The sequence below is a fragment of the Sphingomonas sp. J344 genome (assembly GCF_024700005.1).
Taxonomy (GTDB): domain Bacteria; phylum Pseudomonadota; class Alphaproteobacteria; order Sphingomonadales; family Sphingomonadaceae; genus Sphingomonas.
Map to the genome: position 1 here is coordinate 2,380,165 of NZ_JAJONB010000001.1, position 25,718 is coordinate 2,405,882.

General features: G+C 66.7%; 30 protein-coding genes and 1 pseudogene. 14 read left to right on the plus strand and 17 right to left on the minus strand.

Going from position 1 to position 25,718, the window contains the following annotated elements; genetic code table 11:
- Position 1: 1 nt before the first annotated feature.
- Entirely contained in the window at positions 2–988 is a 987-nt protein-coding gene (locus LRS12_RS11965; protein WP_257844734.1) for a bifunctional 2-polyprenyl-6-hydroxyphenol methylase/3-demethylubiquinol 3-O-methyltransferase UbiG, read from the minus strand.
- Between the two features lie 124 nt (positions 989–1,112).
- Between LRS12_RS11965 and fumC the strand changes: the two genes are divergently transcribed.
- The 7 genes from fumC to LRS12_RS12000 are packed head-to-tail and all read left to right on the plus strand — an operon-like array spanning position 1,113 to position 5,988.
- Positions 1,113–2,492: a class II fumarate hydratase gene (fumC, locus tag LRS12_RS11970; protein ID WP_257844735.1), complete on the plus strand. Its 1,380-nt coding sequence runs from the start codon at positions 1,113–1,115 to the stop codon at positions 2,490–2,492.
- Between the two features lie 53 nt (positions 2,493–2,545).
- A complete protein-coding gene (locus tag LRS12_RS11975; protein ID WP_257844736.1) occupies positions 2,546–2,680 on the plus strand; it encodes a hypothetical protein in 135 nt (44 codons plus the stop codon).
- Positions 2,677–2,874 (plus strand): hypothetical protein, encoded by a 198-nt coding sequence (locus tag LRS12_RS11980; RefSeq protein ID WP_257844737.1) that lies wholly within the window; start codon positions 2,677–2,679, stop codon positions 2,872–2,874. Before LRS12_RS11975 ends, LRS12_RS11980 begins: the two co-directional genes overlap by 4 nt.
- Positions 2,871–3,062, plus strand: coding sequence for a hypothetical protein (locus LRS12_RS11985; protein ID WP_257844738.1), 192 nt, complete (start codon positions 2,871–2,873; stop codon positions 3,060–3,062). The genes LRS12_RS11980 and LRS12_RS11985 overlap by 4 nt, the downstream gene beginning before the upstream one ends.
- A gap of 48 nt (positions 3,063–3,110) precedes the next feature.
- On the plus strand, positions 3,111–3,785 hold the full coding sequence (gene gmk, locus LRS12_RS11990) for a guanylate kinase (RefSeq protein ID WP_257844739.1): 675 nt from the start codon (positions 3,111–3,113) through the stop codon (positions 3,783–3,785).
- A gap of 60 nt (positions 3,786–3,845) precedes the next feature.
- Positions 3,846–4,412 carry a hypothetical protein gene (locus tag LRS12_RS11995; protein WP_257844740.1) on the plus strand — a complete coding sequence of 189 codons (567 nt, stop codon included), beginning with the start codon at positions 3,846–3,848 and terminating at the stop codon, positions 4,410–4,412.
- Between the two features lie 31 nt (positions 4,413–4,443).
- A complete protein-coding gene (locus tag LRS12_RS12000; protein ID WP_257844741.1) occupies positions 4,444–5,988 on the plus strand; it encodes a tryptophan halogenase family protein in 1,545 nt (514 codons plus the stop codon).
- Between the two features lie 32 nt (positions 5,989–6,020).
- On the opposite strand, the gene LRS12_RS12005 is transcribed toward LRS12_RS12000, so the two are convergent.
- Entirely contained in the window at positions 6,021–7,370 is a 1,350-nt protein-coding gene (locus tag LRS12_RS12005) for a cation:proton antiporter (protein WP_257845498.1), read from the minus strand.
- A gap of 274 nt (positions 7,371–7,644) precedes the next feature.
- Here LRS12_RS12005 and LRS12_RS12010 point away from each other — a divergent pair, with 274 nt between their 5' ends.
- Together LRS12_RS12010 and LRS12_RS12015 are read left to right on the plus strand one after the other, a co-directional pair.
- Positions 7,645–7,887 carry a type II toxin-antitoxin system Phd/YefM family antitoxin gene (locus LRS12_RS12010; protein ID WP_257844742.1) on the plus strand — a complete coding sequence of 81 codons (243 nt, stop codon included), beginning with the start codon at positions 7,645–7,647 and terminating at the stop codon, positions 7,885–7,887.
- A gap of 4 nt (positions 7,888–7,891) precedes the next feature.
- On the plus strand, positions 7,892–8,383 hold the full coding sequence (locus LRS12_RS12015; protein ID WP_257844744.1) for a PIN domain-containing protein: 492 nt from the start codon (positions 7,892–7,894) through the stop codon (positions 8,381–8,383).
- A 111-nt stretch (positions 8,384–8,494) separates the two neighbouring features.
- Here the strand turns inward: LRS12_RS12015 and LRS12_RS12020 are convergent, their stop codons facing one another.
- The 10 genes and pseudogenes from LRS12_RS12020 to LRS12_RS12065 form a co-directional block, all read right to left on the minus strand.
- The gene (locus LRS12_RS12020; RefSeq protein ID WP_257844745.1) at positions 8,495–9,184 is read right to left on the minus strand and encodes an ATP12 family chaperone protein; all 690 of its coding nucleotides are present in this window, start codon (positions 9,182–9,184) and stop codon (positions 8,495–8,497) included.
- 4 nt (positions 9,185–9,188) lie between these two features.
- Positions 9,189–9,404 carry a hypothetical protein gene (locus LRS12_RS12025; RefSeq protein WP_257844746.1) on the minus strand — a complete coding sequence of 72 codons (216 nt, stop codon included), beginning with the start codon at positions 9,402–9,404 and terminating at the stop codon, positions 9,189–9,191.
- The gene (locus LRS12_RS12030) at positions 9,401–10,060 is read right to left on the minus strand and encodes an HAD-IA family hydrolase (protein WP_257844747.1); all 660 of its coding nucleotides are present in this window, start codon (positions 10,058–10,060) and stop codon (positions 9,401–9,403) included. Before LRS12_RS12030 ends, LRS12_RS12025 begins: the two co-directional genes overlap by 4 nt.
- Positions 10,057–11,237 (minus strand): annotated as a pseudogene (locus LRS12_RS12035) (RluA family pseudouridine synthase). The gene LRS12_RS12030 and the pseudogene LRS12_RS12035 overlap by 4 nt, the downstream one beginning before the upstream one ends.
- Positions 11,234–11,614 (minus strand): fluoride efflux transporter CrcB, encoded by a 381-nt coding sequence (crcB, locus tag LRS12_RS12040; protein WP_257844748.1) that lies wholly within the window; start codon positions 11,612–11,614, stop codon positions 11,234–11,236. Before crcB ends, LRS12_RS12035 begins: the two are co-directional and overlap by 4 nt.
- A 43-nt stretch (positions 11,615–11,657) precedes the next feature.
- Positions 11,658–12,209: a cyclopropane-fatty-acyl-phospholipid synthase family protein gene (locus LRS12_RS12045; protein WP_257844749.1), complete on the minus strand. Its 552-nt coding sequence runs from the start codon at positions 12,207–12,209 to the stop codon at positions 11,658–11,660.
- Entirely contained in the window at positions 12,206–13,522 is a 1,317-nt protein-coding gene (locus LRS12_RS12050; protein ID WP_257844750.1) for an APC family permease, read from the minus strand. The genes LRS12_RS12045 and LRS12_RS12050 overlap by 4 nt, the downstream gene beginning before the upstream one ends.
- A 77-nt stretch (positions 13,523–13,599) precedes the next feature.
- Complete coding sequence (locus LRS12_RS12055) at positions 13,600–13,893, minus strand: transcriptional regulator (protein ID WP_257844751.1); 294 nt, start codon at positions 13,891–13,893, stop codon at positions 13,600–13,602.
- Between the two features lie 5 nt (positions 13,894–13,898).
- Positions 13,899–14,516, minus strand: coding sequence for a hypothetical protein (locus LRS12_RS12060; RefSeq protein ID WP_257844752.1), 618 nt, complete (start codon positions 14,514–14,516; stop codon positions 13,899–13,901).
- Complete coding sequence (locus tag LRS12_RS12065; protein ID WP_257844754.1) at positions 14,513–15,721, minus strand: acyltransferase family protein; 1,209 nt, start codon at positions 15,719–15,721, stop codon at positions 14,513–14,515. The genes LRS12_RS12060 and LRS12_RS12065 overlap by 4 nt, the downstream gene beginning before the upstream one ends.
- Before the next feature lie 139 nt (positions 15,722–15,860).
- Here LRS12_RS12065 and LRS12_RS12070 point away from each other — a divergent pair, with 139 nt between their 5' ends.
- Together LRS12_RS12070 and LRS12_RS12075 are read left to right on the plus strand one after the other, a co-directional pair.
- Positions 15,861–17,714: a DUF885 family protein gene (locus tag LRS12_RS12070; RefSeq protein WP_257844755.1), complete on the plus strand. Its 1,854-nt coding sequence runs from the start codon at positions 15,861–15,863 to the stop codon at positions 17,712–17,714.
- A gap of 87 nt (positions 17,715–17,801) precedes the next feature.
- Positions 17,802–18,542, plus strand: a complete 741-nt coding sequence (locus LRS12_RS12075) for a hypothetical protein (RefSeq protein ID WP_257844756.1) — start codon at positions 17,802–17,804, stop codon at positions 18,540–18,542.
- Here the strand turns inward: LRS12_RS12075 and recN are convergent.
- Complete coding sequence (gene recN / locus LRS12_RS12080) at positions 18,539–20,200, minus strand: DNA repair protein RecN (RefSeq protein ID WP_257844757.1); 1,662 nt, start codon at positions 20,198–20,200, stop codon at positions 18,539–18,541. The two genes, LRS12_RS12075 and recN, sit on opposite strands and share 4 nt — an antisense overlap.
- Positions 20,201–20,264: 64 nt before the next feature.
- On the minus strand, positions 20,265–21,131 hold the full coding sequence (locus LRS12_RS12085) for an outer membrane protein assembly factor BamD (RefSeq protein ID WP_257844758.1): 867 nt from the start codon (positions 21,129–21,131) through the stop codon (positions 20,265–20,267).
- Between the two features lie 127 nt (positions 21,132–21,258).
- Between LRS12_RS12085 and LRS12_RS12090 the strand changes: the two genes are divergently transcribed.
- Positions 21,259–22,083 carry a class I mannose-6-phosphate isomerase gene (locus LRS12_RS12090; protein WP_257844759.1) on the plus strand — a complete coding sequence of 275 codons (825 nt, stop codon included), beginning with the start codon at positions 21,259–21,261 and terminating at the stop codon, positions 22,081–22,083.
- Positions 22,084–22,209: 126 nt separating this feature from the next.
- The gene (locus LRS12_RS12095) at positions 22,210–22,749 is read left to right on the plus strand and encodes a glycine zipper 2TM domain-containing protein (protein ID WP_257844760.1); all 540 of its coding nucleotides are present in this window, start codon (positions 22,210–22,212) and stop codon (positions 22,747–22,749) included.
- 50 nt (positions 22,750–22,799) lie between these two features.
- On the opposite strand, the gene LRS12_RS12100 is transcribed toward LRS12_RS12095, so the two are convergent.
- Positions 22,800–23,027, minus strand: a complete 228-nt coding sequence (locus LRS12_RS12100; RefSeq protein WP_224921392.1) for a hypothetical protein — start codon at positions 23,025–23,027, stop codon at positions 22,800–22,802.
- A 193-nt stretch (positions 23,028–23,220) separates the two neighbouring features.
- Here LRS12_RS12100 and LRS12_RS12105 point away from each other — a divergent pair, with 193 nt between their 5' ends.
- Positions 23,221–23,802 (plus strand): hypothetical protein, encoded by a 582-nt coding sequence (locus tag LRS12_RS12105; protein WP_257844761.1) that lies wholly within the window; start codon positions 23,221–23,223, stop codon positions 23,800–23,802.
- A 61-nt stretch (positions 23,803–23,863) separates the two neighbouring features.
- On the opposite strand, the gene LRS12_RS12110 is transcribed toward LRS12_RS12105, so the two are convergent.
- Positions 23,864–24,907, minus strand: a complete 1,044-nt coding sequence (locus LRS12_RS12110; RefSeq protein ID WP_257844762.1) for a cell wall hydrolase — start codon at positions 24,905–24,907, stop codon at positions 23,864–23,866.
- Positions 24,908–25,052: 145 nt separating this feature from the next.
- Positions 25,053–25,703: a hypothetical protein gene (locus LRS12_RS12115; protein WP_257844763.1), complete on the minus strand. Its 651-nt coding sequence runs from the start codon at positions 25,701–25,703 to the stop codon at positions 25,053–25,055.
- Between the last annotated feature and the right edge of the window lie 15 nt (positions 25,704–25,718).

Below are 25,718 nucleotides of genomic sequence, written 5' to 3' on the forward strand. Positions count from 1 at the left end.
CTCAGAATGGTTTCGTCACCGCGCACACAATCTGCGGCTGGGTGACGCTCAGCATCCCCTGACGCGGCCCTGCATCGGTCTCGATCCGCAAATCCGCGTCCATCGGCGCATATTCGAGCTGGTCGGCGATCACCTCGAACTTGCTTATGGTCTCGAACAGACTCAGCCCGGCGATATTGCCGAGTGCGATCAGGTCCGACAGGCTGTGGCCATAGAGCCGGGTCGGTTGCGGATGCACTCGGACATCGCCCTGCCACCGTGCGGCCACCGCCGGTGGCGCGCCCGCCGATCCGCGCAGCAGGGTCAGCCGCTGCTGACACAAATCCGCATGGGCCTGCGCCAGCGCATCCTCGCCCCGGCTGCGCAGGAACGCGCGATAGCCAAGGCCGGTATAGGACACCGACTCGTCTGCGAACACGATGATCGCGGTGCCGCCGGGCGCTAGCCGCGCCCCGAGATCTGCAAGGCAGGCGTCGAGATCGGCGAAGAAATAGAGGGCATGAATCGCGAGGATCAGGTCGTAGCCGCGATCCAGCGCCGGGTTGTAGAAGCTGTCGTCACTGTCGGGCACGAAGGGCAGGGCATGCGCCGCGCCCAGCGTGATGTTCGGCATCGCCGCGACGCGATCGGCATAGGCGCGGACATAATCCGCGTTCGGATCGACCAGATCAATGGTCGACCCTTCGGGTACCGTGTCGGCGATCAGCGCAAAGGTCTGCCCATCGCCGCATCCGACATCCAGGATGCGGCGCGGCGCGTCCCCGCCCTCGGCGATCAGCCGGCGCAACACCGGCACGAACTGGTCGCGCTGGTCGGTGCCCAGCATCGCCACCCGCTCCAGCGGATCGCGCTTCAGCAGGCGGGCAAAGGCGTTGTAGTACTGGTCATGCGTGTCGAGCCCGCGAAACTCGTTGGCGACGATCAGTCGCGCATCGCGGAACTGGTCGTGCATCGCGGCGCAGTCGTCGGCGGTGATCGGCTGCGGCATGGCGGCTCCGGTGCGAGAGATTGTGCAACCTAGTTGCGTTTCCGTTACGAAATCAACCTCGCCCATGGCTTGTCGCACGCGCGCCGCACCGCCATCTCCGCTCCACCCGATGCAGGAGATGCCGATGACCGCCACGCGCACCGAAACCGACTCGATCGGCGCGATCGAGGTGCCCGCCACTGCCTATTGGGGCGCGCAGACTCAGCGGAGCATCGAGAATTTCCCCTTCGGCCCGACCGAACGGATGCCGATCGGGATCATCCACGCGCTCGCGCTGGTGAAGCAGGCGGCGGCGCGCGTGAACCGCAACCACGGCCTCGACGCGACGCTGGCCGACGCGATCGAGGCGGCAGCGGCGGAGGTCGCGGCGGGGCAGCATGACGACCAGTTCCCGCTCGTCATCTGGCAGACCGGCAGCGGCACCCAGACCAACATGAACGTCAATGAGGTGATTGCGGGCCGCGCCAACGAACTTCTGACCGGCGCGCGCGGCGGCAAGTCGCCGGTGCATCCCAACGACCACGTCAATATGAGCCAGTCGTCCAACGACAGTTTTCCGACCGCGCTGCATGTCGCGACATTGCTCGCGTTGCGGCGAATGTGTTGGTCGTCCGATAAGCTTTACGGCGCGCTGAACGCGGCTGCGGATGAATGGATCAACATCGTGAAGATCGGCCGGACGCATCTTCAAGATGCTACCCCGCTAACGCTGGGCCAAGAGTTTTCTGGATACTGTCAGCAGTTGCGCGACAATCTTCAACGAATTCATTCGGTCTATCCACGGCTGTCCCGCTTGGCGCAGGGTGGGACCGCAGTTGGCACGGGTCTCAATGCTCCGCCCAGCTTCGGCGAGGATTTTGCGACAGAGATTTCGGCGCTTCTGGATTGGCAATTCGATACGGCTCCGAACAAGTTCGAGGCGCTGGCATCGAACGATACACTCGTGGAAGTATCCGGCTCTCTGAACACGCTGGCCGTCTCGCTGACCAAGATCGCCAACGACATCCGCCTGCTCGGCTCCGGCCCGCGCTCCGGCCTTGGCGAACTCGAGCTTCCCGCCAACGAGCCGGGCAGCTCGATCATGCCGGGCAAGGTCAACCCGACGCAGTGCGAGATGCTGACGATGGTCGCGGGGCAGGTGATCGGCAACCACATGGCGGTGACCGTCGGGGGCATGCAGGGCCATCTCGAACTCAACGTGTTCAAGCCGCTGATCGGCGCGGCGGTGCTGCGCTCGATCCATTTGCTCAGTGTCGGAATGGAAAGCTTCGCCGAACGCTGCGTCGAGGGGCTGGTCGCCAACGAAGGCCGCATCGCCGAACTGGTGGAGCGTTCGCTGATGCTCGTCACCGCGCTCGCGCCCGAGATCGGCTATGACAATGCGGCGAAGATCGCGAAGACCGCGCACGAACAGGGGACGACGCTGCGGGAGGCGGGGCTCGCGCTCGGGCTGATCGACGCCGACACCTTCGACCGGCTGGTTCGTCCCGAATCGATGGTCTGATCGGAACCGGATCGCGCTTCGTGCTTTTCCTCCCCCAGCGGAGTTTTTGGTTAATGGACGCATCGATCATCGGCGCCGCGCTCGGCGGAATCGCGGTCGCATTTGGCGGCGCGGCGGCATGGACCGGCCTGCGCGGCATCGGCGAGGTGTTCGACCTTGCCACGGGTAACAAGGAGTTCGGCGCATGATCGGCGATCTGGTCGCGGGCTATATCGGCAAGCGCATCGATGAGAGTGATGGCGAGGGCGGGGCCCTCGGCACGCTCGCGGGTGTTGCCGCCTGGCGCGTCGGCAAGACGGTGGTCCCCGCCGCTGTCGTGCTCGGCGCTGCGGCGCTGGGTGCTCGGTACCTGCGCAGGCGCTGGCAGGCACGCGCGGCATGATCCGCACCATCTTCGCCATGTTGCTCGGTCGCGCGATCGACCGCCGCGACGGACGTGGCGGGATGAAGGGCGCGATCATCGGCGCGATGGGCCAGCGCGCGCTCACCCGTATGGGGCCGTTCGGCTGGGTGATTGGCGGCCTGATCCTGCTCTGGTCGCTGCTGACCGGGCGCAAGCGGCGCTATTAACCCCGTCCCACGCTTGACGAGAGCGCTCCCTCCGCGCCAATGGCGCGCATGGCGCATCGCGAATCCAAATTTGAGTTCGACCGCAGGGGCGTTCTCTTTGTCCTGTCCTCCCCTTCGGGCGCGGGCAAGTCGACGATCGCGCGCAAGCTGCTCGAACGCGAACCCGGCATGGGCGTCTCGGTCTCCGCGACCACCCGCCCGATGCGCGAGGGCGAGGAAGACGGGCGCGAATATCATTTCCTCAGCACCGACGAATTCAAGGCCCGCGCCGCGCGGCACGAATTCCTCGAATGGGCGCATGTCTTCAACTATCGCTACGGCACGCCGCGCGAACCGGTGAAGCGCATGCTCGCCGCCGGACAGGACGTGCTGTTCGACGTCGACTGGCAGGGCGCCCAGCAGCTGTTCCAGCTAGAAGGCGGCGACGTCGTCCGCATCTTCATCGTCCCGCCCTCGCTGACCGAACTCGAAAAGCGCCTCCGCACCCGCGCGACCGACAGCGAGGATGTGATCCAGTATCGTATGAAGCGCGCCGAGCGCGAGCTCTCCCACTGGGACGGCTACGACTATGTCGTGGTCAACGACGATCTCGATGCGTGCTTCGAAAAGGTCCACACGATCCTGAAGGCCGAGCGCGAAAAGCGCTCGCGCAAACCCGGCCTGATCGGCTTCATCCGCGAGCGCGCCGAGGAGGCGATCGAGATGGGTCTCGCCACCCGCTGATTTTCTGCTTCTTCCCGCGTTCCCATGCGTTAGGCTGGGCGAAACATGGGGAGAGCCGAAATGCCGAGAGTGTTGCTGGGCGGCCTGCTGGGCGGGTTTGCGATGTGGATCGTCGGATTCATCTTCTGGGGCACCCCGCTGTCGATGCTGGCGACCAGCAATGCCGGCGATTCGGCGAGCGTCGCGGTGCAGGCCGCGCTCGCCCAGCATCTCGGCCCCAACGGTACCGGTGCCTATCCGATCCCCTGGCCCGGTACCCCGCTCGGTACGCAAGCCTATGGCGAGGGGCCGACCGCGCTGGTGCTGTTCAACACCAACGGCTTCGCGCTGCCCGATACCGCGGCGCTGATCGGCGGACTGGTGCTCGGCATCGTCTGTGCGCTGCTGCTCGCCTTCGCGCTTGCCCGGCTGACCATCGGCATGAGCTTCACCGGACGGGTGACCGCGGTCGGCCTGTTCGCACTCGCCTTCACTACCTACAGCCAGTTGGGGCAGCCGATCTTCAACCACGCGCCCTGGGGCTATTTCATCTATCTGTGGATCAGCGAAATCGCGGGATGGCTCGCCGCAGGGGCGGTGATCGCCTGGGCCTTGCCGCGCCCCTCCGTCGCCCCTGCTGCCGGGTGACACTCGTCTGGGCGCGGGCTATGGTTCGGATATGGCGCGATCGATCCTGATCCTGGGCGGCGGCACGGCCGGTTGGCTGACCGCCGCCTATCTGGCGCGCGCGCTGGGGAGCGAGGCGAGCGGAGGCCCGCGCATCACCCTGCTCAGATCCCCCGATATCGGGATTATCGGCGTGGGCGAGGGGACGTTTCCCACCATCCGCAACACGTTGCGCTATCTCGGCATCGACGAGGGCGATTTCATCCGCGCCACCGGGGCGACGTTCAAACAGGGCATCCGCTTCGACGACTGGGTCGAAACCCCGCGCCCGGGCGAGCGGCGCTCCTTCCTCCACCCGTTCGAAGCGCCGTTCCACGCCGATGACGCCGATCTGGTCGGCTGGTGGCTGCTGCAGGACCCGGCGACCCGCGCCCCGTTCGCACAGGCGGTGACAATCCAGAACCGGGTGGCGGAGGCGAACCGCGCGCCCAAGCGCCCCGACGAGGGCGATTATGCCGGGCCGCTCAACTATGCCTATCATTTCGATGCGGCGAGCTTCGCCGGCGTCCTCGCCGACCGCGCCCGGGCGCTGGGCGTGCGGCATCTTCAGGGAACGCTCACCGCCGCGCCGCTGGACGACCAGGGGCATATCGCGCGGGTCGATACCGCCGAACACGGCACACTGACCGCCGATCTCTATGTCGATTGCAGCGGCTTTCGCGCCGAACTGATCGGCGAGGCGCTCGGATCTCCGCTGCGCTCGGTCCGCGACCAGCTGTTCACCGACCGCGCGCTGGCCTGCAAGCGGCCCTATGCCCGCCCCGACGCCCCGCTCGCCAGCACCACCATCGCGGCGGCGCATGAGGGCGGCTGGATCTGGGACATCGGTCTTGCCCATGCCCATGGAGTCGGCTGCGTCTATTCGAGCGCGCACATGGATGACGACCGCGCCGAGGCGATCCTGCGCGGCTATCTCGGCGTCGGCGACGGCGACCTGTCCGTGCGCCACATCGAATTCGAGGCGGGGTATCGCGAACGGCAATGGGTCGGCAACACCGTCGCGGTCGGGCTGGCGGCCGGATTTCTCGAACCGCTCGAGGCGACAGGGGTGGTGATGATCGAGGCGGCGGTGGCGATGATCGCCGAGCTGTTTCCCCACACCGGCCCGATCGACGCCCCCGCGCGGCGCTTCAACGAACTGATGGCCGCGCGCTACGCCAATATCGTCAATTTCCTGAAGCTGCATTACTGCCTCAGCCGCCGTGACGAACCCTTCTGGCGCGACAATGGCGACGCGGCGAGCATCCCGGACCGGCTGCGCGACCTGCTCGACCAGTGGCGCTACCGCCCGCCCAGCCGCTACGACTTCACCCTCGATGTCGAAAGCTTCGCCTTCTTCAACTATCAGTACATCCTCTACGGGATGGAGTTCCGCACCGACCTGACCGGCGTCTCCCCAGACCGCGCGGCGCTGCGTGAGGCTGAGCGGCTCTCGGCGCGCATCCGCGGCTTTGGCGAGCGCGCCAGCGCCGACCTGCCCTCGCACCGCGCGCTGATCGAACGCATCAACGCCATCGCCCCCGCAACCGCCGCCTGACCGGAGTCAGGCGACGGGGCCGGGGGGGCATCTCAGGCGAGGCGCGCTGCGATCGGCTGGGTCGGCGCTGCGCCATCCTCGCCGCTGATCGCATCCAGCTCGCCGCTCTCGCGAGCCTTTTTGCCATAGACCAGTTCGAACAGCGGCCCGGCCATCATCGTCGTGACGATCGCCATCAGCACCATCATCGAAAACAGCGTCGGCCCGATCACGCCCTTCTGCAGGCCGATATTGATGATGATCAGCTCCATGAGGCCACGCGAGTTCATCAGCGCGCCGATGCCCAATGCGGTGCGATTGTCCTCGCCCGACAGCCGTGCGGCGGCCCAACACGCGCCGAACTTGGCCAGGATCGACACGGCCAGGATGCCGAGCGCAATGGCGAACAAGGGCAGGCTGTTGACCATGTCCATCCGGGTATTGAGGCCCGAATAGGTGAAGAACATCGGCAGCAGCATCACCACCGCCAGCGGCTCGACCTTGCGCTTGAGTTCCGCGACGAACAGCCCGCGGGGCATGAACGCGCCGAGCAGGAAACCGCCGAACACGGCATGGATGCCGATCGCGTCCATCAGGAATGCCGATGCGCAGAACAGGATCAGCGTGATCGCCAGAACGGTGTTGCTCATCTCGCCCCGCGCCTCGACCGCGCGGCCCAGCGGCGCGAGCAGGCGCTTGCCGAAGACGATCATGAACGCCGCATAGGCGACGCCGCCGACGATCGCGACGACCGCAATGCCCGGCCCGCCGCCGAACGTCGCCAGCACGATCGCCAGCACGCACCACGACACCGCATCGTCGAACGCGCCAGCGGTCAGCGACAGCGTGCCGAGTGAGGTCTTGGCCAGCCCGCGCTCGTTGATTATCCGCGCCAGCATCGGGAATGCGGTCAGCGCGATGCACGCGCCCATGAACAATGTCGCGTTCCACTGACTGATCCCCTCGGCGAACAGCCCGGGGACGGTCAGCAGCAACGGCGTGATCAGCACGGCAAAGGCGAACGGCGTGGCGATGCCCGCCACCGATACGGTGACCGCGCTCTTCGCCTTGGTCTTGAAATGGTCGAGGTGCAGCGTGCAGCCGACTAGGAACATGTACAGGCCGACGCCGAACTGCGCGCCGACATACAGGACGTTCTTGGTCTCCTTGGGGAAGATCGCAGCCTGCATTTCCGGGAAGAACAGCCCGAACAGCGACGGGCCGAGCACCACGCCCGCGATCATTTCGCCCACCACCTGCGGCTGGCCCAGGAACTTCTGCCCCAGCCAGCCGACCACGCGCGCGGCAAGAATGATGATCGCGAGCTGCAGGAAGAAATGGATGCTGTAGTCGGTCGGGGTAAAGCTCGCCGCGGCGTTCACCGCCGGGCCATGCGCCCCCATGATGTCGCCCAGCGCACGCAGGCTGTCGTCGATCAAATCCTGAAACAAATGGCCTCTCCCCCCCATTGCCCGATCCGGTGTTGCGGTCGGCGATTGGAGGCAGGGGAACCGGAAATGCCGCCGGGTGCAAGCGCGCGCGACAACGTTGGCAGCATGTTCGCTGTCGATTTCTTGGTGGATTGCCCAAGCTGTTGCAGTGGTGCTACAAGATAGGTACATGCCTACATGGTATCGCTACCATAATAGGTATGTAGGTGCGAAAAATGGGGCGATTATGCGGGTAGTGACGAGCCGCGAATTCAATCAGGACGTCAGCAGGGCGAAGCGATTCGCGCGCGACGCTCCGGTGTTCGTCACCGATCGCGGGCGTCCGACCCACGTCCTGCTCAGCATCGACGCCTATCGCCAGTTGAGCGGCGAGCATCAGTCGATCGTCGACCTGCTCGCGGCCCCGGAGGGGGCGGTTTTCGACGCCGGGCCGACGCCCGATCGCTGGGATCGGCGGGGAGGGCGTTAGGCTGATGTTCCTGCTCGACACCGAAATTGTCGTCGCCCTGCGCGACGCACGCGGCACGCATGGCGATCCGGCGCTGGTCGCCTGGGCGCATGGCGTCCCGCACCAGCGCATGTTCCTCTCCGCCGCCAGCCTGGTCGATCTGGAGCGTGCCGCGTCCGATGCCGCCCGTGCGGGTCGCGATCTTGGCGCGGCATGGCGCGGCTGGATCGACGGGCAGCTGCTCCCCGCCTTTGCCGGGCGGACCCTTCCGATCGACGCGGCGGTCGCGCAGCGGCGCGGGCAGCTGCCCTATGCCGACCTGCATGACGGTCTGCTCGCCGCGACCGCGATCGAACATAATCTGACGCTGGCAACCTCGCGCACCGCCGCGTTCAAACAGGGCAAGGTCAAGCTGCTCGACCCCCGCGCTCACGCCGATGCGCCCGAGCCCGAAGACTGGCGCGAAGCCGCCCGCGCCGGATCGGCATGGCTCAAGACGTTTTTCGTGCGGGCTTAGCCTTCTTGCCCTCTCCCCTTGATAGGGGAGAGGGTTACCGCAGCTTGGCAGCTTGCTGCCTAGCGGAGGTTGGGAGAGGGGTAGATCGGCCCGCAGCGCCGAGCGCCCACGCTAAACCAACCCCAGAAACCGCACCGCAGCCGCATATTCCGCCCGTCGCGCATCGCGCGCCTTGCGGGCCAGCTCGTCCTCGCCCCAATGCTCGACCTGCCAATCCTCGTCGAGATTGGCGGCGGACCAGATATCCTCGGCATCCGCAGCGCGCTCGATCAGCGCCAGCGCCGCGACCAGCGACCCGGTGATCGTCACCACCGGAGACAGCCCCGCCAGCTCGAACGCCGACCGCGCCGCCACCGCCGCGCCCAGCGCCGCCACCGCCTCGGCGGGCTGCGCGACATGGACGATCCCCGTGGTCGGGATCAGCACCGCGCCATGGCGCAGCCGCGCCCAGTCGAGCAGCGGGTCCCAGCTCGCCGCCTGCCGAAGTTGCAGCTCCAGGGGATGCTCGGCGCGGTAGCAGAGCAGGTCGCTCTCGCCATATTTGGCAAGGCCAGCAGCGAAGGCCGCCGGGTCGGGCGCGATCCGGTCGATCGCGGCATTGGACAGACCGGTCAGCGGCATTGCGCGCGGATCGATCGTCTCGCCAACCCCGCGCCACTCCTCCGCCACCGCCTCGGCCAGCGCGGGGGTCGGCAGCGTCAGCGGTGCGCGGCCCGGCGTGCGCACCGGCTTGCCGTCGAGATGGACGTCATGCCCGCCCTGCGCCGCGACCAGCGCGACGTCCTTCCAGAACCGTCGCATGATCCTATTCCGTCGGCGGGGTGCGCCAGCGTCGGGCGAGCGCGCGCGGCACCACGGCGATGCAATACAGGCCGGAGATCAGGATCGCCGCGCCCAGGATGCGCAGCCACATCGCGTCGGCCTTGCCCATGATGACCAGCCCGAACACCGCGCCGGCGACCGCGATCATCTGCGCGAATACCATCGCGAAATAGCGCCCGCGCGCAGGATCCTCGGTCATAATGCCTCCAGCAGCGCCGGCAGTTCGCGCGCGTGCGTCGTCACGTGATGCGCCCCGGCGGCGTGCAATTCATGCGCCTCGTGATAGCCCCACGCAACCCCGACCGCGTGCGTCCCCGCATTGACCGCCATCGCGATGTCATAGCTGGTGTCGCCGATCATCGCGGTGCGCAGCGGGTCGCCGCCCGCCTCGGCAATCGCGGCGTGCAGCATCGCCGGATGTGGCTTGGACGGATGCCGGTCGGCGGTCTGCAGCGTGACGAAGCGGTCGCCCAGTCCATGATGTTCCAGGATCAGCGCCAGCCCGCGATCCGACTTGCCGGTCGCCACGCCCAGCAGCCATCCGGCATCGCTCAGCGCCTCGATTGCTTCGGCGACGCCATCGAACAGTGGTTCCGGGTCGAGTGCCGCGTCGATCCGCATCGCATGGAAGGCGCGCTTGTACGCTTCCGCCATCGCGACGTGCAGCGCCCCGTCGCCATCGGGCAACAGCTGCGCGATCGCCGGGACGAGGCTGAGGCCAACGATCCGCCGGATATCTTCGCGCGTCGGCGGATCGAGCCGGTGCGCGACGAAGCACGCCTCCATCGCGCGGCAGATATTGGCCTGCGAATCGACCAGAGTGCCGTCGCAGTCGAACACGGCGAGCCGGATCATGGTTTCTTCGTCGGCTTCCGCGCGGGCTTCTTGGCCGCCTTCTTGTCGTCCTTCTTGCCCGGCTTGGCCTTTTTCACCGTCGTCTCGCGGCGTCCCTGCCGCTCACCACGACGCTCTTTTCGCACCGTCTTGGCATGCGCCTTGGCCCAGGCTTTTTCCTGCTCCTTGGTCGGCGGTGCCTTTTCGTCGGGCGGCAGATTGTCGCCATCCTCGAGGTTGAAGCCGAGCTGGACGAGTGTCTCCGCGAAATGCGTCGGCAGGTCGGCCGTCACATCCAGCTTGCCGCCATCGGGATGGTCGATGCGGATGCGCCGCGAATGGAGGTGCATTTTCCGCGAAATGCTGCCCGACAGGAACGCCTCGGCCATGCCATATTTGCCGTCGCCGACAATCGGGTGGCCGATCGCCGCCATGTGCACGCGCAGCTGGTGGGTGCGCCCGGTATGCGGCTGCAGCTCGACCCAGGCGGCGCGGTTCCCCGCACGGTCGATCACGCGATAGCGGGTCCGCGCGGGCTGGCCTTCCTTTTCGTCCACCTGCATCTTTTCGCCACCGGTCCCGGGCTGCTTGCCGATCGGGAGTTCGATGAACCCGTCCTCGATGCTCGGCACGCCGACGACGACCGCCCAATAGGTCTTGCGCGCCGTCCGCCCGGAGAAGCTCTTCGAGAAATAGGCCGCCGCGCGCGCCGTCCGCGCCAGCACCAGCGCACCCGACGTATCCTTGTCGAGCCGGTGCACCAGCTTGGGCCGCGTATCGAGGTCGAAATACAGCGCGTCGAGCAATTGATCGACATGATCGTGCGTCTTGGTCCCCCCTGCGTCGCGAGGCCGGGCGGCTTGTTGATCACCATCGCCTGCGCATCGCGATGGATCACCATCGACTCGGCGAACTCCATCTGCTCGGGCGACAGTTGGGGACGCGCCTTTTTGGGCTTGGCCGCCACCGCTGCCGCTTGCGCTGCGTCGGCCGGGGGCACACGGATCACCTGTCCCGCCTGGACGCGATCGCCGGGAGTCGCGCGCGCGCCATCGACGCGCAGCTGCCCCGTCCGCGCCCAGCGCGACACGATGTTGAAGCTGGTGTCGGGCAGATGCCGCTTGAACCAGCGATCCAGCCGGATGCCGTCATCGTCAAGCGCGACGGTGAACTGGCGGACATTCCCCTCGGCGCTCATGCCGCCACCATCCGGCTGACCTGCAGCCCCGCGAACAACGCGCCGATCGACAGCACGACCGAGGCGAGAATGTAGAACAATGCGGTCGCAAACTCGCCGCGCTGGAGCATCGACGCGGTCTCGAGCGAAAAGGCGGAAAAGGTCGTGAAACCGCCGAGCACCCCGACGCCGAGCAGGTAGCGCAACGCCTCACCCCCGCTCGCCCGCGACGCGAGCCACGCGGCGAGCAGCCCCATCGCGAACCCGCCGACGACATTGACCGCCAGCGTACCGACCGGGAACCCCGGCCCCCAAATGCCAAGCGCCGCGCGCCCGACCAGATGCCGTGCGCCAGCGCCGACTGCGCCGCCCAGCATGACAAGAAACAGATGATGCATCGCGCCGCCCTAGCGCGGAAACCGCGCGGGGTCGATTCCCGCGCTATCCGCGCGGCGGCACCGTCCAGTAATAGATCGTCCGGCCGTCGACCTCGGCTTCCTTCTCCGGCTCCCAATCGCCCATGCGAAAGGCGTGGCTGACGATCCGCGTCCCCGGCTTCAGCTCTGCGAGCAGCTTCGGACGGAGCTTCTCGTTCAGCGTGTCGAGCAGGTACAGTGTCACGACGGTCGCGTCGCTGAAGTCGCTGGTGAACAGGTCGGCCTGTTTGAACGTCACCTCGCCAGTGACGCCCGCAGCCTTGGCATTGGCGTTCGCCTCAGTAATCCGCTGCGGGTCGATGTCGATTCCGACGGCACGCACCTGCTTGCGCTTCGCCGCAGCGATCGGGATGCGCCCGTCGCCCGAGCCGAGATCATAGAGTATGTCACCGTCGCGCAAATCGACCATGTCCAGCATTGCCTCGACCACTGCAGGCGGGGTGGGGACATAGATCACGTCGGGGGTCTGGCTCGCGGCGACGGACGGCGGCGTCGCAGGCGGCGCAATCGCACTTCCGGCGACCAGACTGGCGGCGGCGAGGATCAACAGCTTCATGGCTCAATCTCCGCTTCGGGGGTGAAGACCAACAGCAACAACGCGCCGACAACCAGCACGGCGACGCCGGCAAGTGCGCCCCACCCGGTATAGGCGAGGCTCGACCATAGCAGATACGCGGTGGTCGCGCAGAAGATCCCGGGCAGAACGGGATAGAGCGGTACCCGGAACGGACGGGGCGTATCGGGCTCGGTCCGGCGCAGCACGAACAGCGACAATCCGGCGAGCAGCAGGAATAGCCAGAACACCGGCGCAGTATATTCGACCGCGACCCGAAACCCGTCGCGCGCAAATCCGCCCAACGCGACCAGCAACAGCGCCACCGCCCCCTGTGCTACCAGCGCGTTGCCCGGTGTGTCGCGGCGCGCATCCCATTGTCCCAGCCACCCCAGTGGCGCGATACGGCGCCCGAGCGCGCACGCGGTGCGCCCACCGGTGATTGCGGTCGCATTGGCACTGGTCAGCGCCGCCACCGCCACCGCCGCGCTGATCGCCGCCGCGCCAGCGGGGCCGAATGCGCGGCGCATCACCTCCGCCGCGACCGCGTCGTTCCCGGCCATGCCCGCCATTCCTAGCCCGTTGAGCAAGGCCAGATTGACCAGCACATAGAGCGCGGTGACCAAAGCCAGCGCCGCGCACAGGATAGCCGCGATCCGCTTCGGCGGGTCCTTCATCTCGGCCGAGACATAAACCGCCTCGCTCCATCCGCCATAAGACAGCAGCACGAACACCATCACCAGGCCCAGCGCGCCGCCGCCCGGTGCTGCCGGAACTGCGTCGGGCGGCGCGAGCGAGAAGCCCGCGATGATTATCGCGACCAGCCCGACCACCTCGGCCAGCGTCAGCCAGCGCTGCGCCTGCGTTCCCCAGCGCACCCCCAGCCAGTTGATCGCGCTCACCGCGATGACCGCAATGCCTGCCCAAATCGCCGGGCCGAATGCGCCGAGCGGCAGCAATATCTGCAAATAATCACCGACGATGAACGACAGCAGCGCCAGCGACCCGGTTTGGATCACCGCCAGCCGCGCCCAGGCGTAGAGAAAGGCAATCCGCTGCCCGAACGCGCGCCCGATGAAATGATAATCGCCGCCCATATGCGGCCATGCCGCCGCCATCTCGGCATAGCAGAGCGCGCCGACAATGGAGAGCAGCCCTCCCGCGATCCAGGCCAGGATCATCGTGGTCGCGTCGCCCGCAACCCCCGCGACCAATGCCGGCGTGCGGAAGATACCGGCACCGATGACGATTCCCACGGTCAGCGCGAATACATCGACGGCGCGCAGCGTGCGGCGGGGAGATGAGGCGGTCGTCACTTGGCCGGCATCTGGTCAGGTCTCCGCAGGGCACGGGCGCGATTGCGACTGCAACTCGCTGGCCGCAATGCCGTTCCTTATGCGATCAGCTTGACCAATGCTTCAAGATACGCCGCGAACGCCTTGCGCCCGGCCGGCGTCATGCGCGCACGGGTCAGCGGCTTGCGCCCCGAAAAACTCTTGTCGATCGCGATATAGCCCGCCTCCTCCAGCTTGCGCAGATGCACGGAAAGATTGCCCTGCGTCGCCTGAAGCAGTGTCTTCAGTTCGTTGAAATCCGCGACCTCGGCATCGGCCAGATAGGCCATGATCCCCAGCCGCATGCGGCCGTGGATCACGTCGTCGATCTGCCCGATGTCGAAATCCTTCATCGCGGTCAGCTACTGGCCGCGCTGCGCATCAGGATCCAGCCCGGCAGCGCCATCAGCAGCAGTAACGCCACGCCGATCAGCGGCAGGAACAGGTCGATCCGCTCCAGCGCCAGCGCGCCGAGAAAGGCGGTGATGAACCATCCCGCCGAAATCAGCGCCAGCCAGGTGCGGCGACGGATCGCAAAGGCGATGTACCACGCCGCGCCTTGCAGCACCGCGACCATCAGCGGATGGAACAGCCATACCCCCATGTCCTGACGGTGCCAGGCGAGATAGCCGAAGATCGCCGCAGTGGTCAGCGTCGCGAGGCCAGTGCTGCCGAACCCCGCATTGAGCGCACGCATCGCCATGCCCTGCGGTGCGATCGATCCGTTGCGCCGCACGATCCACACGATCAGCGCGATGAAAATCAGTGATGGCAGGAACCCGGCGGTCAGGTGGACGATGGCAGGCGCGGGCCAAGCGCTGATCATCAGCGCCCATTGCGCGATGCATTGCAGGCCATAGCACAGGCCCCCGGCGAGCAGCGCCTCTCCGGCAGAGCTCTGCACCTTGCCGCCCTCGCTCACCAGCGCGCGGACAAAGGCGAGGTCGTCGCGCATGCTCTGGGACGGATCGGTCATGCGGTCTGCACCTCCATCGATTGGGACCGGGCGGCGCGGGGATAGGCGCGACCGTTGAGCCAGCGACCCAGAAAGCTGCGCCGCACCAGAATGTGATAGCTGGCGAACAGGATAAGGGAAGCGCCCGCGATCACCATGGCGAACTTGACCAGTGCCGGAGCGGCGACCGGATAGACCAGCACCTGCAATGCCGCGACCACAGGCAGATGGACCAGATAGATCCAGTAGGAGGAGTCGGCGACATAGCGGACCCAGGGCCGCTCCGCGTCGAGGAAGCGCAGCGCCGCGCCGAGCAGGCCAAGCGTCCAGCACCAGGAGGCGATCATATAGGCGGCGGCGAGCGCTGGGCGGCTGGCAGGGGCGAAGAAGGTGGCCCCGGAAATCTGGATCAGCAGTCCGCCCGTGATCACTACCGCACCGATCATGTGCAGCGGCCAGCGGGCGGCGATGCTGTCGAGCAGGACGGGCTGACGCTGCAGCATCCATCCGGTGAAGAAGGCGGTGGCATAGGCGGCGCGCGCGCCGGCATTGGGGATCAGGCCGAGATCGGGGGTCGGAATGCCCATCACCGGCGCCCAGCCGGGGTGCCCCGCCAGCACCAGAAAGCCCGGCACTGCAAGCAGCACCGACGCTGCGCCATAGCGGATCGCACCCGCCAGCAGCGGATCGGCAATCCGCGCCGCGATCCGCCCTTGCCGGTCGATCATCTGCGCGATGCCGCGCAGCGCCAGAGCGGCGAGGTAGAGCCAGATCAGCAGATAGAGAAACCACAAATGGGTCAGCGGAAAGGTCGCAGCGGTCACCGGCGGGGGCGGCGGCTGATCGGTCGGCAGCGTGCCGCCGTTCATCACCGCTGCACCCCACACGAACGTCGCGATGATCGCTGCCAGCAAGATCGGCCAGAAGGCGAAGAGCGGTGCAACGATCCGCTTGGCGCGGTCACCGATGAACCCGCCCGTGCCGCGCCGTTCAAGCAGCATCCGCCCGAAAAAGCCTGCGATGACGAAGAACAAGGTCATCCGGAACAGGTGCGCCACGATGGCGAAATTGCCGATCAGCGGGTCCGCCGCGTCGCGCACCACCCAGAATTGTTGGCCGGGCAGGAAGCTGAGGCTCGCATGAAACGCCACCCCCAGCAAAAGCGCGCCGCCGCGCACGGCATCCAGCGCGTGCAGCCGGACGGGCGGGGTACCGGAATCATCCATCGCAAGCCTCCTCGGAGAATCAAACTCGCGCATTGGATACACGAAAACAAGTTTATAATACAAACTTATTTGCAGGACGTGATTCCGGGTGCGGCACGCATCGCTTGCAATGTTGGATTTCCTCTGCTTGCCTCCTGAAATGGCTATTTTCCCTCCGGTTCACGCATGCGCTCGCCGCTCCGCGCACGTCCCCGTACACGGGGCCAAAAATGTAAGGTTCGCTGTCCGCGGCCTGTTCGCCGGGGCTGCCTTCGCCGCCGCGCTGGTTGCCGCGCCGGCGATCGCGGGACCGCAGGATGACTTCCGCGCCCTGCTCGCCGAACATTTCGACTGGGTGCTCAGGGAGAATCCCGGCTTTGCCCGCTCGGTCGGTGTCGACATCGATCCGATCGCGGTCGGCGATGTCAGCCTCGCCGCCGAAGACCGTCGCGCTGCGGCGGAAGCGGTGTTCCTCAAGCGCCTCGACGCCATCCCCGATGCCGGCCTCACTCCGATCCAGCGCACCGACAAGGCGATCCTGCGCCGCTTGCTGTCGGAGAGCATCGAAGCGAACAGCTTCGGCCAGCGGACGATCCTGTTCACCAGCTACTCCAACCCCTGGCAGGGCGCGGCGGGACAGGGGGAGCGGACCGCCTTTCGGCGCAAGGCCGACTATGGCCATTATCTCGACCGGCTCGATCAGTTTCCCAAGACCAACGACACGCTGATCGCGATCACTGCAAAGGCGGTGAAGGGCGGCTATGTCCAGCCGTGCGTCAGCCTGGTCGGGTTCGAACAGACGATCACCGGCGTGATCCAGCAGGACCCGACCAAATCGCGTTTCTATGCGCCGTTCAATCGCAAGAAGCCGGTCGATGCGACCGACGCCGAATGGGCCGCGCTGCAGGCTCGGGCGAGGAAGACCGTCACCGAAGTGATCAACCCGGCCTATGCCAAGGCGGCGGCGTTCTATCGCACCAGTTACGAGCCCAAATGCGCCAGGGCGGTCGGCGTGTCGACGCAGCCCGACGGCGCACGTTACTATGCCTTCCGCATCCGTCAGCTGACCACGACCGACTTTAGCGCCGAACAGATCCACAAGATCGGCCTGGACGAGGTCGCGCGCATCCGCGCCGAAATGGTCGAAGTGGCCAAGAAGGCGGGCTTCGCGACGCGCGAGGCGTTTGTCCAGGAGCTGCGCACCAACCCCAAATATTACGCCAAGACGCCCGAGGAGCTGATGGCCGCCGCTGCCGTCCATTCCAAGGAGATTGACGGGAAGATGCCGGGCTTTTTCAACCGCATGGCGCGCCTGCCCTATGGCCTCAAGCGCATCCCGGCGGAGACGGCGGAGGGGACGACCACCGCCTATTACGGCCCGGGCAATCCTGAGCTGGGGCTGGCCGGCCATTACTATGTCAATACCTCGAAGCTCGACCAGCGCCCGCTCTACGAGCTGCCCGCGCTGACCGCGCATGAGGCGGTGCCGGGGCACCACCACCAGATCGCGCTGCAGCAGGAGTTGGAGACGTCGAAATTCCGCCGCTACCTCGCCAATTTCACCGCCTTTACCGAGGGGTGGGGGCTCTATTCCGAGCGGATCGGGATCGAGATGGGCATTTACGACACCCCCGAAAAGGAAATGGGGCGGCTGTCCTACGAGATGTGGCGCGCCTGCCGTCTGGTCGTCGACACCGGCATCCATGCCAAGGGCTGGACCAAGGAACAGGCGGTCCAGTTCATGCTCGACAACACCGCGCTGTCGGCGGCGAATATCGATGCCGAGGTGAACCGCTATATCAGCTGGCCGGGGCAGGCGCTGGGCTACAAGCTGGGCGAGATCAAGATCCGCGAGCTGCGCGCCCGGGCGGAAAAGGCGCTGGGGGTCGAGTTCGACCTGAAGCGCTTCCACGATGCGGTGCTCGAACAGGGCGCCGTCCCGCTCGACGTTCTCGACGCCCAGATCGACGCGTTCATCGCGGCGGAGAAGGCGCGGGTGAAGAAGGCGGGGTGAGGAACCGGCAAACGCTTCCTTAACCCTGGCCTGTCATCACCTTGGCCCAAATCCCGCAGCTTTTTTGCGGGGATGCGGAGCGTGATGATGAGCCGTCGGGCGAACGCGATTGCCACCCTGTTGCTGCCATTGGCGCTCGCCGCCTGTGGTGGCGGAGAGGCGGGCAATGTCGATGCGCTGGACGATTCGATCGGCGGCAATTCGACCGATCCGGCGCTGATGGGCGCGCTACAGGACCAGATCATGGTCGATCCGCAGCTCGCCCAGCAATCGAACAAGGACGCGATCCGCCCGCCGGGCCAGCCCTATTCGGCGCCGATCCCGTCGGACACCGTCGCCGCAGCCAAAGCCGCGATGCCGGCCGAGGGCGAGCTGCTCAAGGCCCCGGCCCCTGTCGAGGGCAAGTGCGATGCCTGCGACGCCCAGGACAAGTCGGTGACCCTCGCCGGTCTCGCCGCCGGGCAAAAGGACCGCCGCACCGCCGACTGCGCGGCGAAACTGAGCTACTCCGCCGGCTGGGCCGCCCGCCTCCCCGCCGACATGCCGCTCCACCCCCAGGCCCGCGTAACCGAAGCGGCCGGGGCAGAAGGCGGTCAGTGCGGCCTGCGCGTCGTCAGTTTCTCGACCCCCCAGCCGCTCCAGACGATGATCGACTGGTACTATACCCGCGCCGTCCGCGGTGGCTATTCGGCCGAGCATCAGTTGAAGGACGGCCAGCATGTGCTGGGCGGCACCCGGGCGCGGGACGATTCGGCCTATGTCGTATTCCTGTCGGCGCGCGGCGATGGCGGGACCGAGATCGACCTGATCGCGAACCGGGGCAATTAGGCCGCCTCCAGCAGCCTTCCGGCCTGCGCCCTTGCCTCGTCCGTAACCTGCGCCCCCGACAGCATCCGCGCAATCTCCTCCCGCCGTTCGTCCTCGCTGAGCTGCCGCACGCCGGTGCGGGTGACGGTGCCGTCATGGCTTTTCGCGATCAGCAGGTGCGCCGCGCCGCGCGCCGCGACCTGCGGGCTGTGGGTGACGACCAGCAATTGTGCACCGGCCGAGAGCCGCGCCAGCCGTTCGCCGATCGCGCTCGCCACCGCACCGCCGACGCCGCGGTCGATTTCGTCGAAGATCAGCGTGCGTGCGCCGCCTTCCTCCGCCAGCGCGACCTTGAGCGCGAGGATGAAGCGCGACAGCTCGCCGCCCGACGCGATCTTGATCAGCGGCGCGAAGGGCGCGCCGGGGTTGGTCGACACCTCGAACTCCACCCGGTCCCGGCCGGCGGCGGACCATTGGTCGCGGGGCAACGGCTCGACGGTGGTGCGGAAACGGGCGGCGTCGAGCTTGAGCGGGCCCAGTTCCGCAGCGACCGCCGCGTCGAGCCGCGCGGCAGCAGCGGTGCGGGTCGCCGAGAGCGCCTCGGCCTCCGCGACATAGGCTGTTTCTGCCGTCGCGAGATCGGCGGTGAGGCGGGCGATCAGCCCTTCGCCGCCCTCGATCCGCTCGAGCCGTTCGGCCAGCGTCCGGGTGAGGTCGGCGAGGTCGTCGGGCTGGACCCGGTGCTTGCGGGCGAGGCCGCGCAGTTCGAACAGCCGCGCCTCGTCGGCTTCCAGCGCGGCCGGGTCGAAGGCGAGCGCTTCGGCGGCGGTGTCGATCCCGTCCTGCGTCGCGCTCCCCTCGTTCAATGCTCGGTCGAGCGCGGCGAGCGCTTCGGTGAGCGCGGGGTGATCCTCGGCGATGCGCTCGAGGATGCGTGCCGCCTGACGCAGCCGGGTGAGCGCGCCGTCGGATCCGTCGATCAGGTCGGCGATGGCCTGAAGCTCGCCCGCGATCTTTTCGCCGCGCTGCATCGTCGCACGGCGTTCGGCGAGCACGGCTTCTTCGCCCGGTTCGGGGTCCAGCTTGGTCAGTTCGGCGACCGCGTGTTCGAGCCATTCGCGGTCGCGCGCAGCGTTTTCCTGTTCAGCATGCGCGGCGGCGAGCGCGTCCTCGGCATCGCGCAGCGCGCGATGTGCTGCCGCGACGGCAGCCGTATCGGCTCGCCCGAAGATGTCGAGCAGCGCGCGGTGGCCGCGCGGGTTGAGCAGACCGCGATCATCATGCTGGCCGTGAATCTCGACAAGCAACGCGCCAAGGTCGCGCAGCAATCCGGCGGAGGCGGGCTGGTCGTTGACATAGGCGCGGCTGCCGCCGTCCGCCTTGACCAGCCGGCGGATCGTCAGCGGTTCGGACGGGTCATGGTCGAGCCCGCTTTCGCCGAGCAGTGCGGCGATCGGCGCGGGGTCGGCGGGTTCGAAGCTGGCGGTGACCACCGCCTGCGCCGCCCCCTGCCGCACCAGCCCGCTATCGGCGCGCGCGCCTAAAGCGAGGCCGAGCGAATCGAGCAGGATCGACTTGCCGGCGCCGGTTTCGCCAGTGAGCACGCCAAGGCCGGCACCGAAATCCAGGTCGAGCGCCTCGATCAGCACCACATCGCGAATTGAAAGCGCGGTCAACATGCGCCTGCATTACCCCTTTTTGTTCCGCCTTGGGAGGGGCGTTTCATCAGGGGCGCTTCGGCTTTCAGTTGGTCTCGTCAGTCGCGGGCTTCGGCGTTGGCGTTTCGTCGCGCGCCGGGGGCGCCGCAGGCGTCACCAGCGCGGGAACCGGGACCGGCTCGCCATGCTTCTGCACCAGCTCATAAGCGCGCTCATACCATTCGGTACCCGGATAGTTGGCACCCAGAACGGCTGCGGCTTTCTTCGCCTCGTCCTTCACGCCGAGTGCCAGATAGCTCTCGGTCAGGCGCATCAGCGCTTCGGGGGTGTGGGTCGTGGTCTGATACTGGTCGATCACCGTGCGAAAGCGGATGACAGATGCGAGCCATTGCCCTTTTGTCTGATAATAGCGCCCGACTTCCATCTCCTTGCCCGCGAGATGGTCGCGGACAAGGTCGATCTTGAGGCGCGCGTCGGCGGCGTAGCGGGTATTGGGATAGCGGCGGTTGAGCTCACCCAGCGCGTCGAGCGCCTGCTGGGTGATCTTCTGGTCGCGGGTCACGTCGCTGACCTGCTCATAATAGCTGAGTGCGATCAGATAATAGGCATAGGGCGCGTCGCGGTTGCCGGGATGGACCGCGAGGAAGCGCTGCGCCGACTGGATCGACTGGGTGTAGTTCTTGTCGAGATAATAAGCGAAGGCACCCATCAGCTGGGCGCGGCGCGCCCAGACCGAATAGGGGTGCTGGCGCTCCACCTCGTCGAACAGCGCGGCGGCGAGCTTGTACTGGCCGCGATCGAGCCGGTCCTTTGCCGTGGTGTACAGCGTGCCCACGTCGCGCGCGACATATGGGAGGTCGGCACGCTTGCCGGCACCGCTGGCGCAGCCAGCGAGGGGAAGGGCCAAGGCGACTGCGGCAAGTGCCAGCGAGCGGGTGGAAAGCATACGCATCGCGCCGGTTCTTAGCCGAGCCTTGCGGCCTCGCGAAATGTTTTTTGGGGGTGCTTGCGGTGAAGCGGATCGACGCGCAGAATCCGGGCGTTGATGCAAGACCCTATCGCGCATCAACGGAGGACCGATGCCCGTCCAATTGCTGGCCATGCACCGTGTCGAAAAGCCCTGGGGGCGGCATCGCCTCTGGCCCGGCTTTGACGACCCCGCGCCGGATGGCGAGCCCGTCGGTGAAATCTGGTTCCAGGAACCGGGCGATGCCACGCCCGATTTGCTGATCAAATATCTGTTCACCAGCGAGAAGCTGTCGGTGCAGGTCCATCCCGACGACGCGGCGGCGCAAGCGCGGGGATTGCCGCGCGGCAAGGACGAATGCTGGCTGATCCTCGATGCCGAGCCCGAATCGACGATCGCGATCGGGCCGCGCGCGCGCGTGGATGCGGATACGTTGCGGTCGGCGGCGCGGGACGGGTCGATCGTCGACCTGCTCGACTGGAAACCGGTGCGTGCCGGGGACTTCATCTATGCAGCCGCCGGGACGGTCCATGCGATTGGCGCGGGAATCACGCTGATCGAGGTGCAGCAGAACAGCGATACAACATATCGCCTCTATGACTATGGCCGCCCGCGCGAACTGCATCTGGAGGACGGGGTCGACGTTGCGGTGCTGGAGCCATGGGTTCCGCACACCGGGCCGGGCGTGGTCGAGCATGGCCGGACGATCCTGGTCGAGGGGCCCAAATTCGTGCTGGAGCGCTGGATCGGCGGGGATCGCATGATTCGACTGCCGCATGACGCGGTCGGCTGGCTGATCCCCGTGCAGGGCAGGGGCGCTGCGGACGGTCTTGCATGGCAGGCGGGCGATTGCCTGAGCATCTCCGGTAGCGTGGTCGTGACCGCGTCGCCCGATGCCGACCTGCTCTTCGCCTATCCCGGCGATACCCGCATCTGAAGCTGGCCGGGACATGAACGCAGGGTAGTTTGTCGTTCACGCAACCTCCCGATGCATCGGGCCGTTTATGCGGCATTCCAAGATGCAGGAGAGTTTCCATGCGTACCCCCCCTTATCGCCGCGATGATGGCATCGGTCGTACTCGCGCCGGTCCCCGCGTTCGCCCAGCAGACACCGCGTGAAGCCAACCGCGAATATCGCGAAGAGGTTCGCGACGCGCAGCGCGACTATCGCCGTGACATGCGTCGCGCCGACACGCCCGCCGAGCGCCGTGCTGCGCAGCGCGAATATCAGCGCGAGTTGCGCGACGCGCGTCAGGACCTCCGTGCCGACCGCCGCGACTGGCGCCAATATCGCAACTATGACTGGAACCGCCCGGCGCGCGGCCAGCGGGCGTATTATGCCGACGACTATTATCGGGACGGTCGCTATTATCAGGAGCGTCGCCTGAGCCGACAAGACCGCATCTATCGCGGGCGCGACGGGCGTTATTATTGCCGCCGTAGCGACGGTACGACCGGCCTGATCGTCGGTGGGATCGCCGGTGGCTTCCTTGGCAACGCGCTGTCCAACGGGCGGTCGACCGTGCTGGGCACGCTACTCGGTGCGGCTGGCGGCGCGGCGCTAGGCGCGTCGATCGACCGCGGCAATGTGCGCTGCCGCTAACGCCGATGATGGAACGCCCCGGCTCTCACAGCCGGGGCGTTTCCGTCGATTCAGATGAGGCCGCCGGTCAGGAACAGGCGCAGCCCGCTGATCACCAGCACCACGATGTTGAGGTTCCGGCCTGCGGTGCCGCTCGACAGCAGACCAAATACCAGCCCGACAACCGCGATCGGAAAAGCGATCCAGTTGACCAGCGGCAGCAGCGGGATGGGCAGGATGCCGATCAGCGCGATGAGGAGCGCGACGGCACCGGTGACGAGGGAAAGAAGGTTCAGCATGACGTCAAGATGACTCCTTGAAGGTGTTTTGGCAAGATAGAACACTTCACCCGTTAACGATTATGAACGGACCTGTCGCAGGTGCGACACGCCGCGACACAATAACGACATTCCCGCCAAATCGCTGAGACACCTGTTCACCATAAAGGGGACAGCCGCCGATGCGGCGACGAATTTGAAGAGGAGAAAGTCGATGAAGAAGATTGCACTGATCGTTGCCGGTCTTGGCATCGCCGCCGCCACCGTTCCCGCCGCTACTGCGCAGGCCGGGTGGCAGAATATCAACCAGCGTCAGGCGCAGCTCGATCGCCGGATCGATCAGGGCGTTCGCAACGGCCAGCTGACCCGTGGCGAGGCGGCTCGTCTGCGCGCCGAGTTCCGCGGCATTGCCGATCTCGAGATTCGCTATCGCCGCTCGGCTCCAGGCCTGACGATGGCCGAACGCGCCGATCTCGACCGCCGCTTCGACGCACTGTCGCGCAAGATTCGCGCTGAGCGACACGATGACCAGGGTGCTGGCAACTGGTGGAACATCAACCAGCGCCAGGCGATCCTCGATCGCCGGATCGACCAGGGCGTGCGCAACGGCCAGCTCACCCGTGCCGAGGCCATGCGCCTGCGCGCCGAGTTCCGGGGCATCGTCGCCCTTGAGGCACGGTATCGCCAGAGCCGTCCGGGCCTGACGGTGGCCGAGCGGGCCGACCTCGACCGGCGCTTCGACGTGCTGGCGCGCAAGATCCGGTGGGAACGTCGCGACTGGCAAAACCGCCGCTAAGCGCCGACGTTACCTGCTGGCAATGACGGCCTCCGCACCCCGGTGCGGGGGCCGTTTTGGTTTAGCGGATCGGCTTGCCGCTGTCCTTCCATCGATCGAGCACCTGCGAGTCGGCAGGCTCGGCATAGCGGGGCAGCGGGTCGCCGCTTTCGGCCTCGTCGCGACGCGGGGCAGGGCGTTCGATCTTCGGCATCGGCACGGCGGGCGTGGGGCGGAGCAAAGGGTTGCCGGGCCGCTGCACCGCGCCGACGGTCGCGACCGGAGTTGCGACCGGGCTGGGCTTGGCCGTCGGAGTAGCGGACATCGCCGCGACCTGCATCTTCGGTCCAGGCATGGGCTCACCGCCGCGATAGCTCCGGGTGAACGCCGCGCCGGTGCCCCAATAGCCCTTCCAGCGATGGAAGAAATGCGCGCCGAACACGCCGGTCATCACCAAGCTCTTGTTCCAGCTGGGGGTGACGGCGTGGGTATGATAATGGGTCGCCATGCCGACCGGCGCGAACACCCCGCCCGCCAGTGCCGCCGATGCAACCCGTGCGGCGCGGTCCCAATGGGCACGCGACGGCTTGCGCGCCATCGAGCCGTCACAGGCGAAGCTGAACTGGCATCCCGGCTTTTCCGAGCCCTGAAAGACGACGCCGCAGATCGTGCCGGGGAAGGTCGGGTGGCGGGCGCGGTTGAGGATCACCTGCGCCACCGCGCGCTGGCCGTCATCGGGTTCGGTCGCGGCCTCGTAATAGATTGCGGTGGTCAGGCATTGCAGCGCGCGCGCCTTGTCCTGCGCCGATCCGCGCAGCTCGAACGGCGGGGCGGGGCGGATGGTCGGATCGACCGCCGCGCCTTCGGGCACCGGCGTGTCGGGCAGCTCGACCGTGCCGGTTGCGCCCTGGGTGGGGGCACCGATCGCGTCGTCATCGGCCAGCTGGTAGAAGGCGGCGCCGGGGAAATGATCGTCCGCCTCGTATCCGGTCGGCTCCGGCCCGGCGCGCTGCGCGCCCTGCTCCGACGCGTGCAGCGCAGTCAGCCCGGCATGTGCGGAAAAGCCGGCTCCGATCAGCGACGCGATCAGCGCCGCCGCAAGGCCCCTCAGCTGTATCCGTGTCATCCGCCGCAGCATATTCGTCCCGCCGGGAGAGAATCCCGAGCCTGCCATATAGAGCTACGAAGGTTTAATTTCTGCTGCCGTTTTGGACGCGTCCCGGGGTGAAACGATTGATAGTTAAGCTAATATTAGGGATTCGAGTGTCGGGTCAGGTGAAGCCGCATTCGTAATAGTCTCCCCAAATCGGGCGACACCAAAGCAAGTCTCCGCCGAACAGCTTGGTCACGCGATCAGCTGCACGGAATTTGCCCGTGACCGGATCAAAGCCATCAGCCTGCATCATCTCGCCGGTAGGGTCGTAGATCAGCGCCGACCAATTATCGAGAAACCCCTCTGGAAAGAAGGCCACCCGGACCGGTGGTCCGGGGTCGATCCAATAGGACACTCCGCGAAATTCGCCCCGACCATCGGCGGTTGGGGTGGCCCCTTCCTTTGCAATAATCTCCTCGAACCGCTGACCGTACATCGTGATCTGTGCGATGAGGCCGATCCGGCCGCCAGCCTGTCCCAACGGAGGAAAGAGGCAAATCGCCGTCAGAAGCAGCGAAGGCGGTATCAGTATCGTCGCGAGTCGCCGTGTCAGGGTCACACCCAGCGGCTTCGCATGCCATGCGGCGATGGACCATCGGACGGTAACTGCGATCGCTGCCAGATAGAGGCCGGCCAAGCCAACCAGTATCGGCAGGATGAGATAAAATTCCAGCCAAGCGCGCAGGAGGCCGAAGCCGAAAGGGACCGCCGCGAGCAAGCTATACCACTTCAGCCAGCGCTTCGCCTGTCCGACGCCTTCACCCGTCATTGCCTTCCCCTCAGC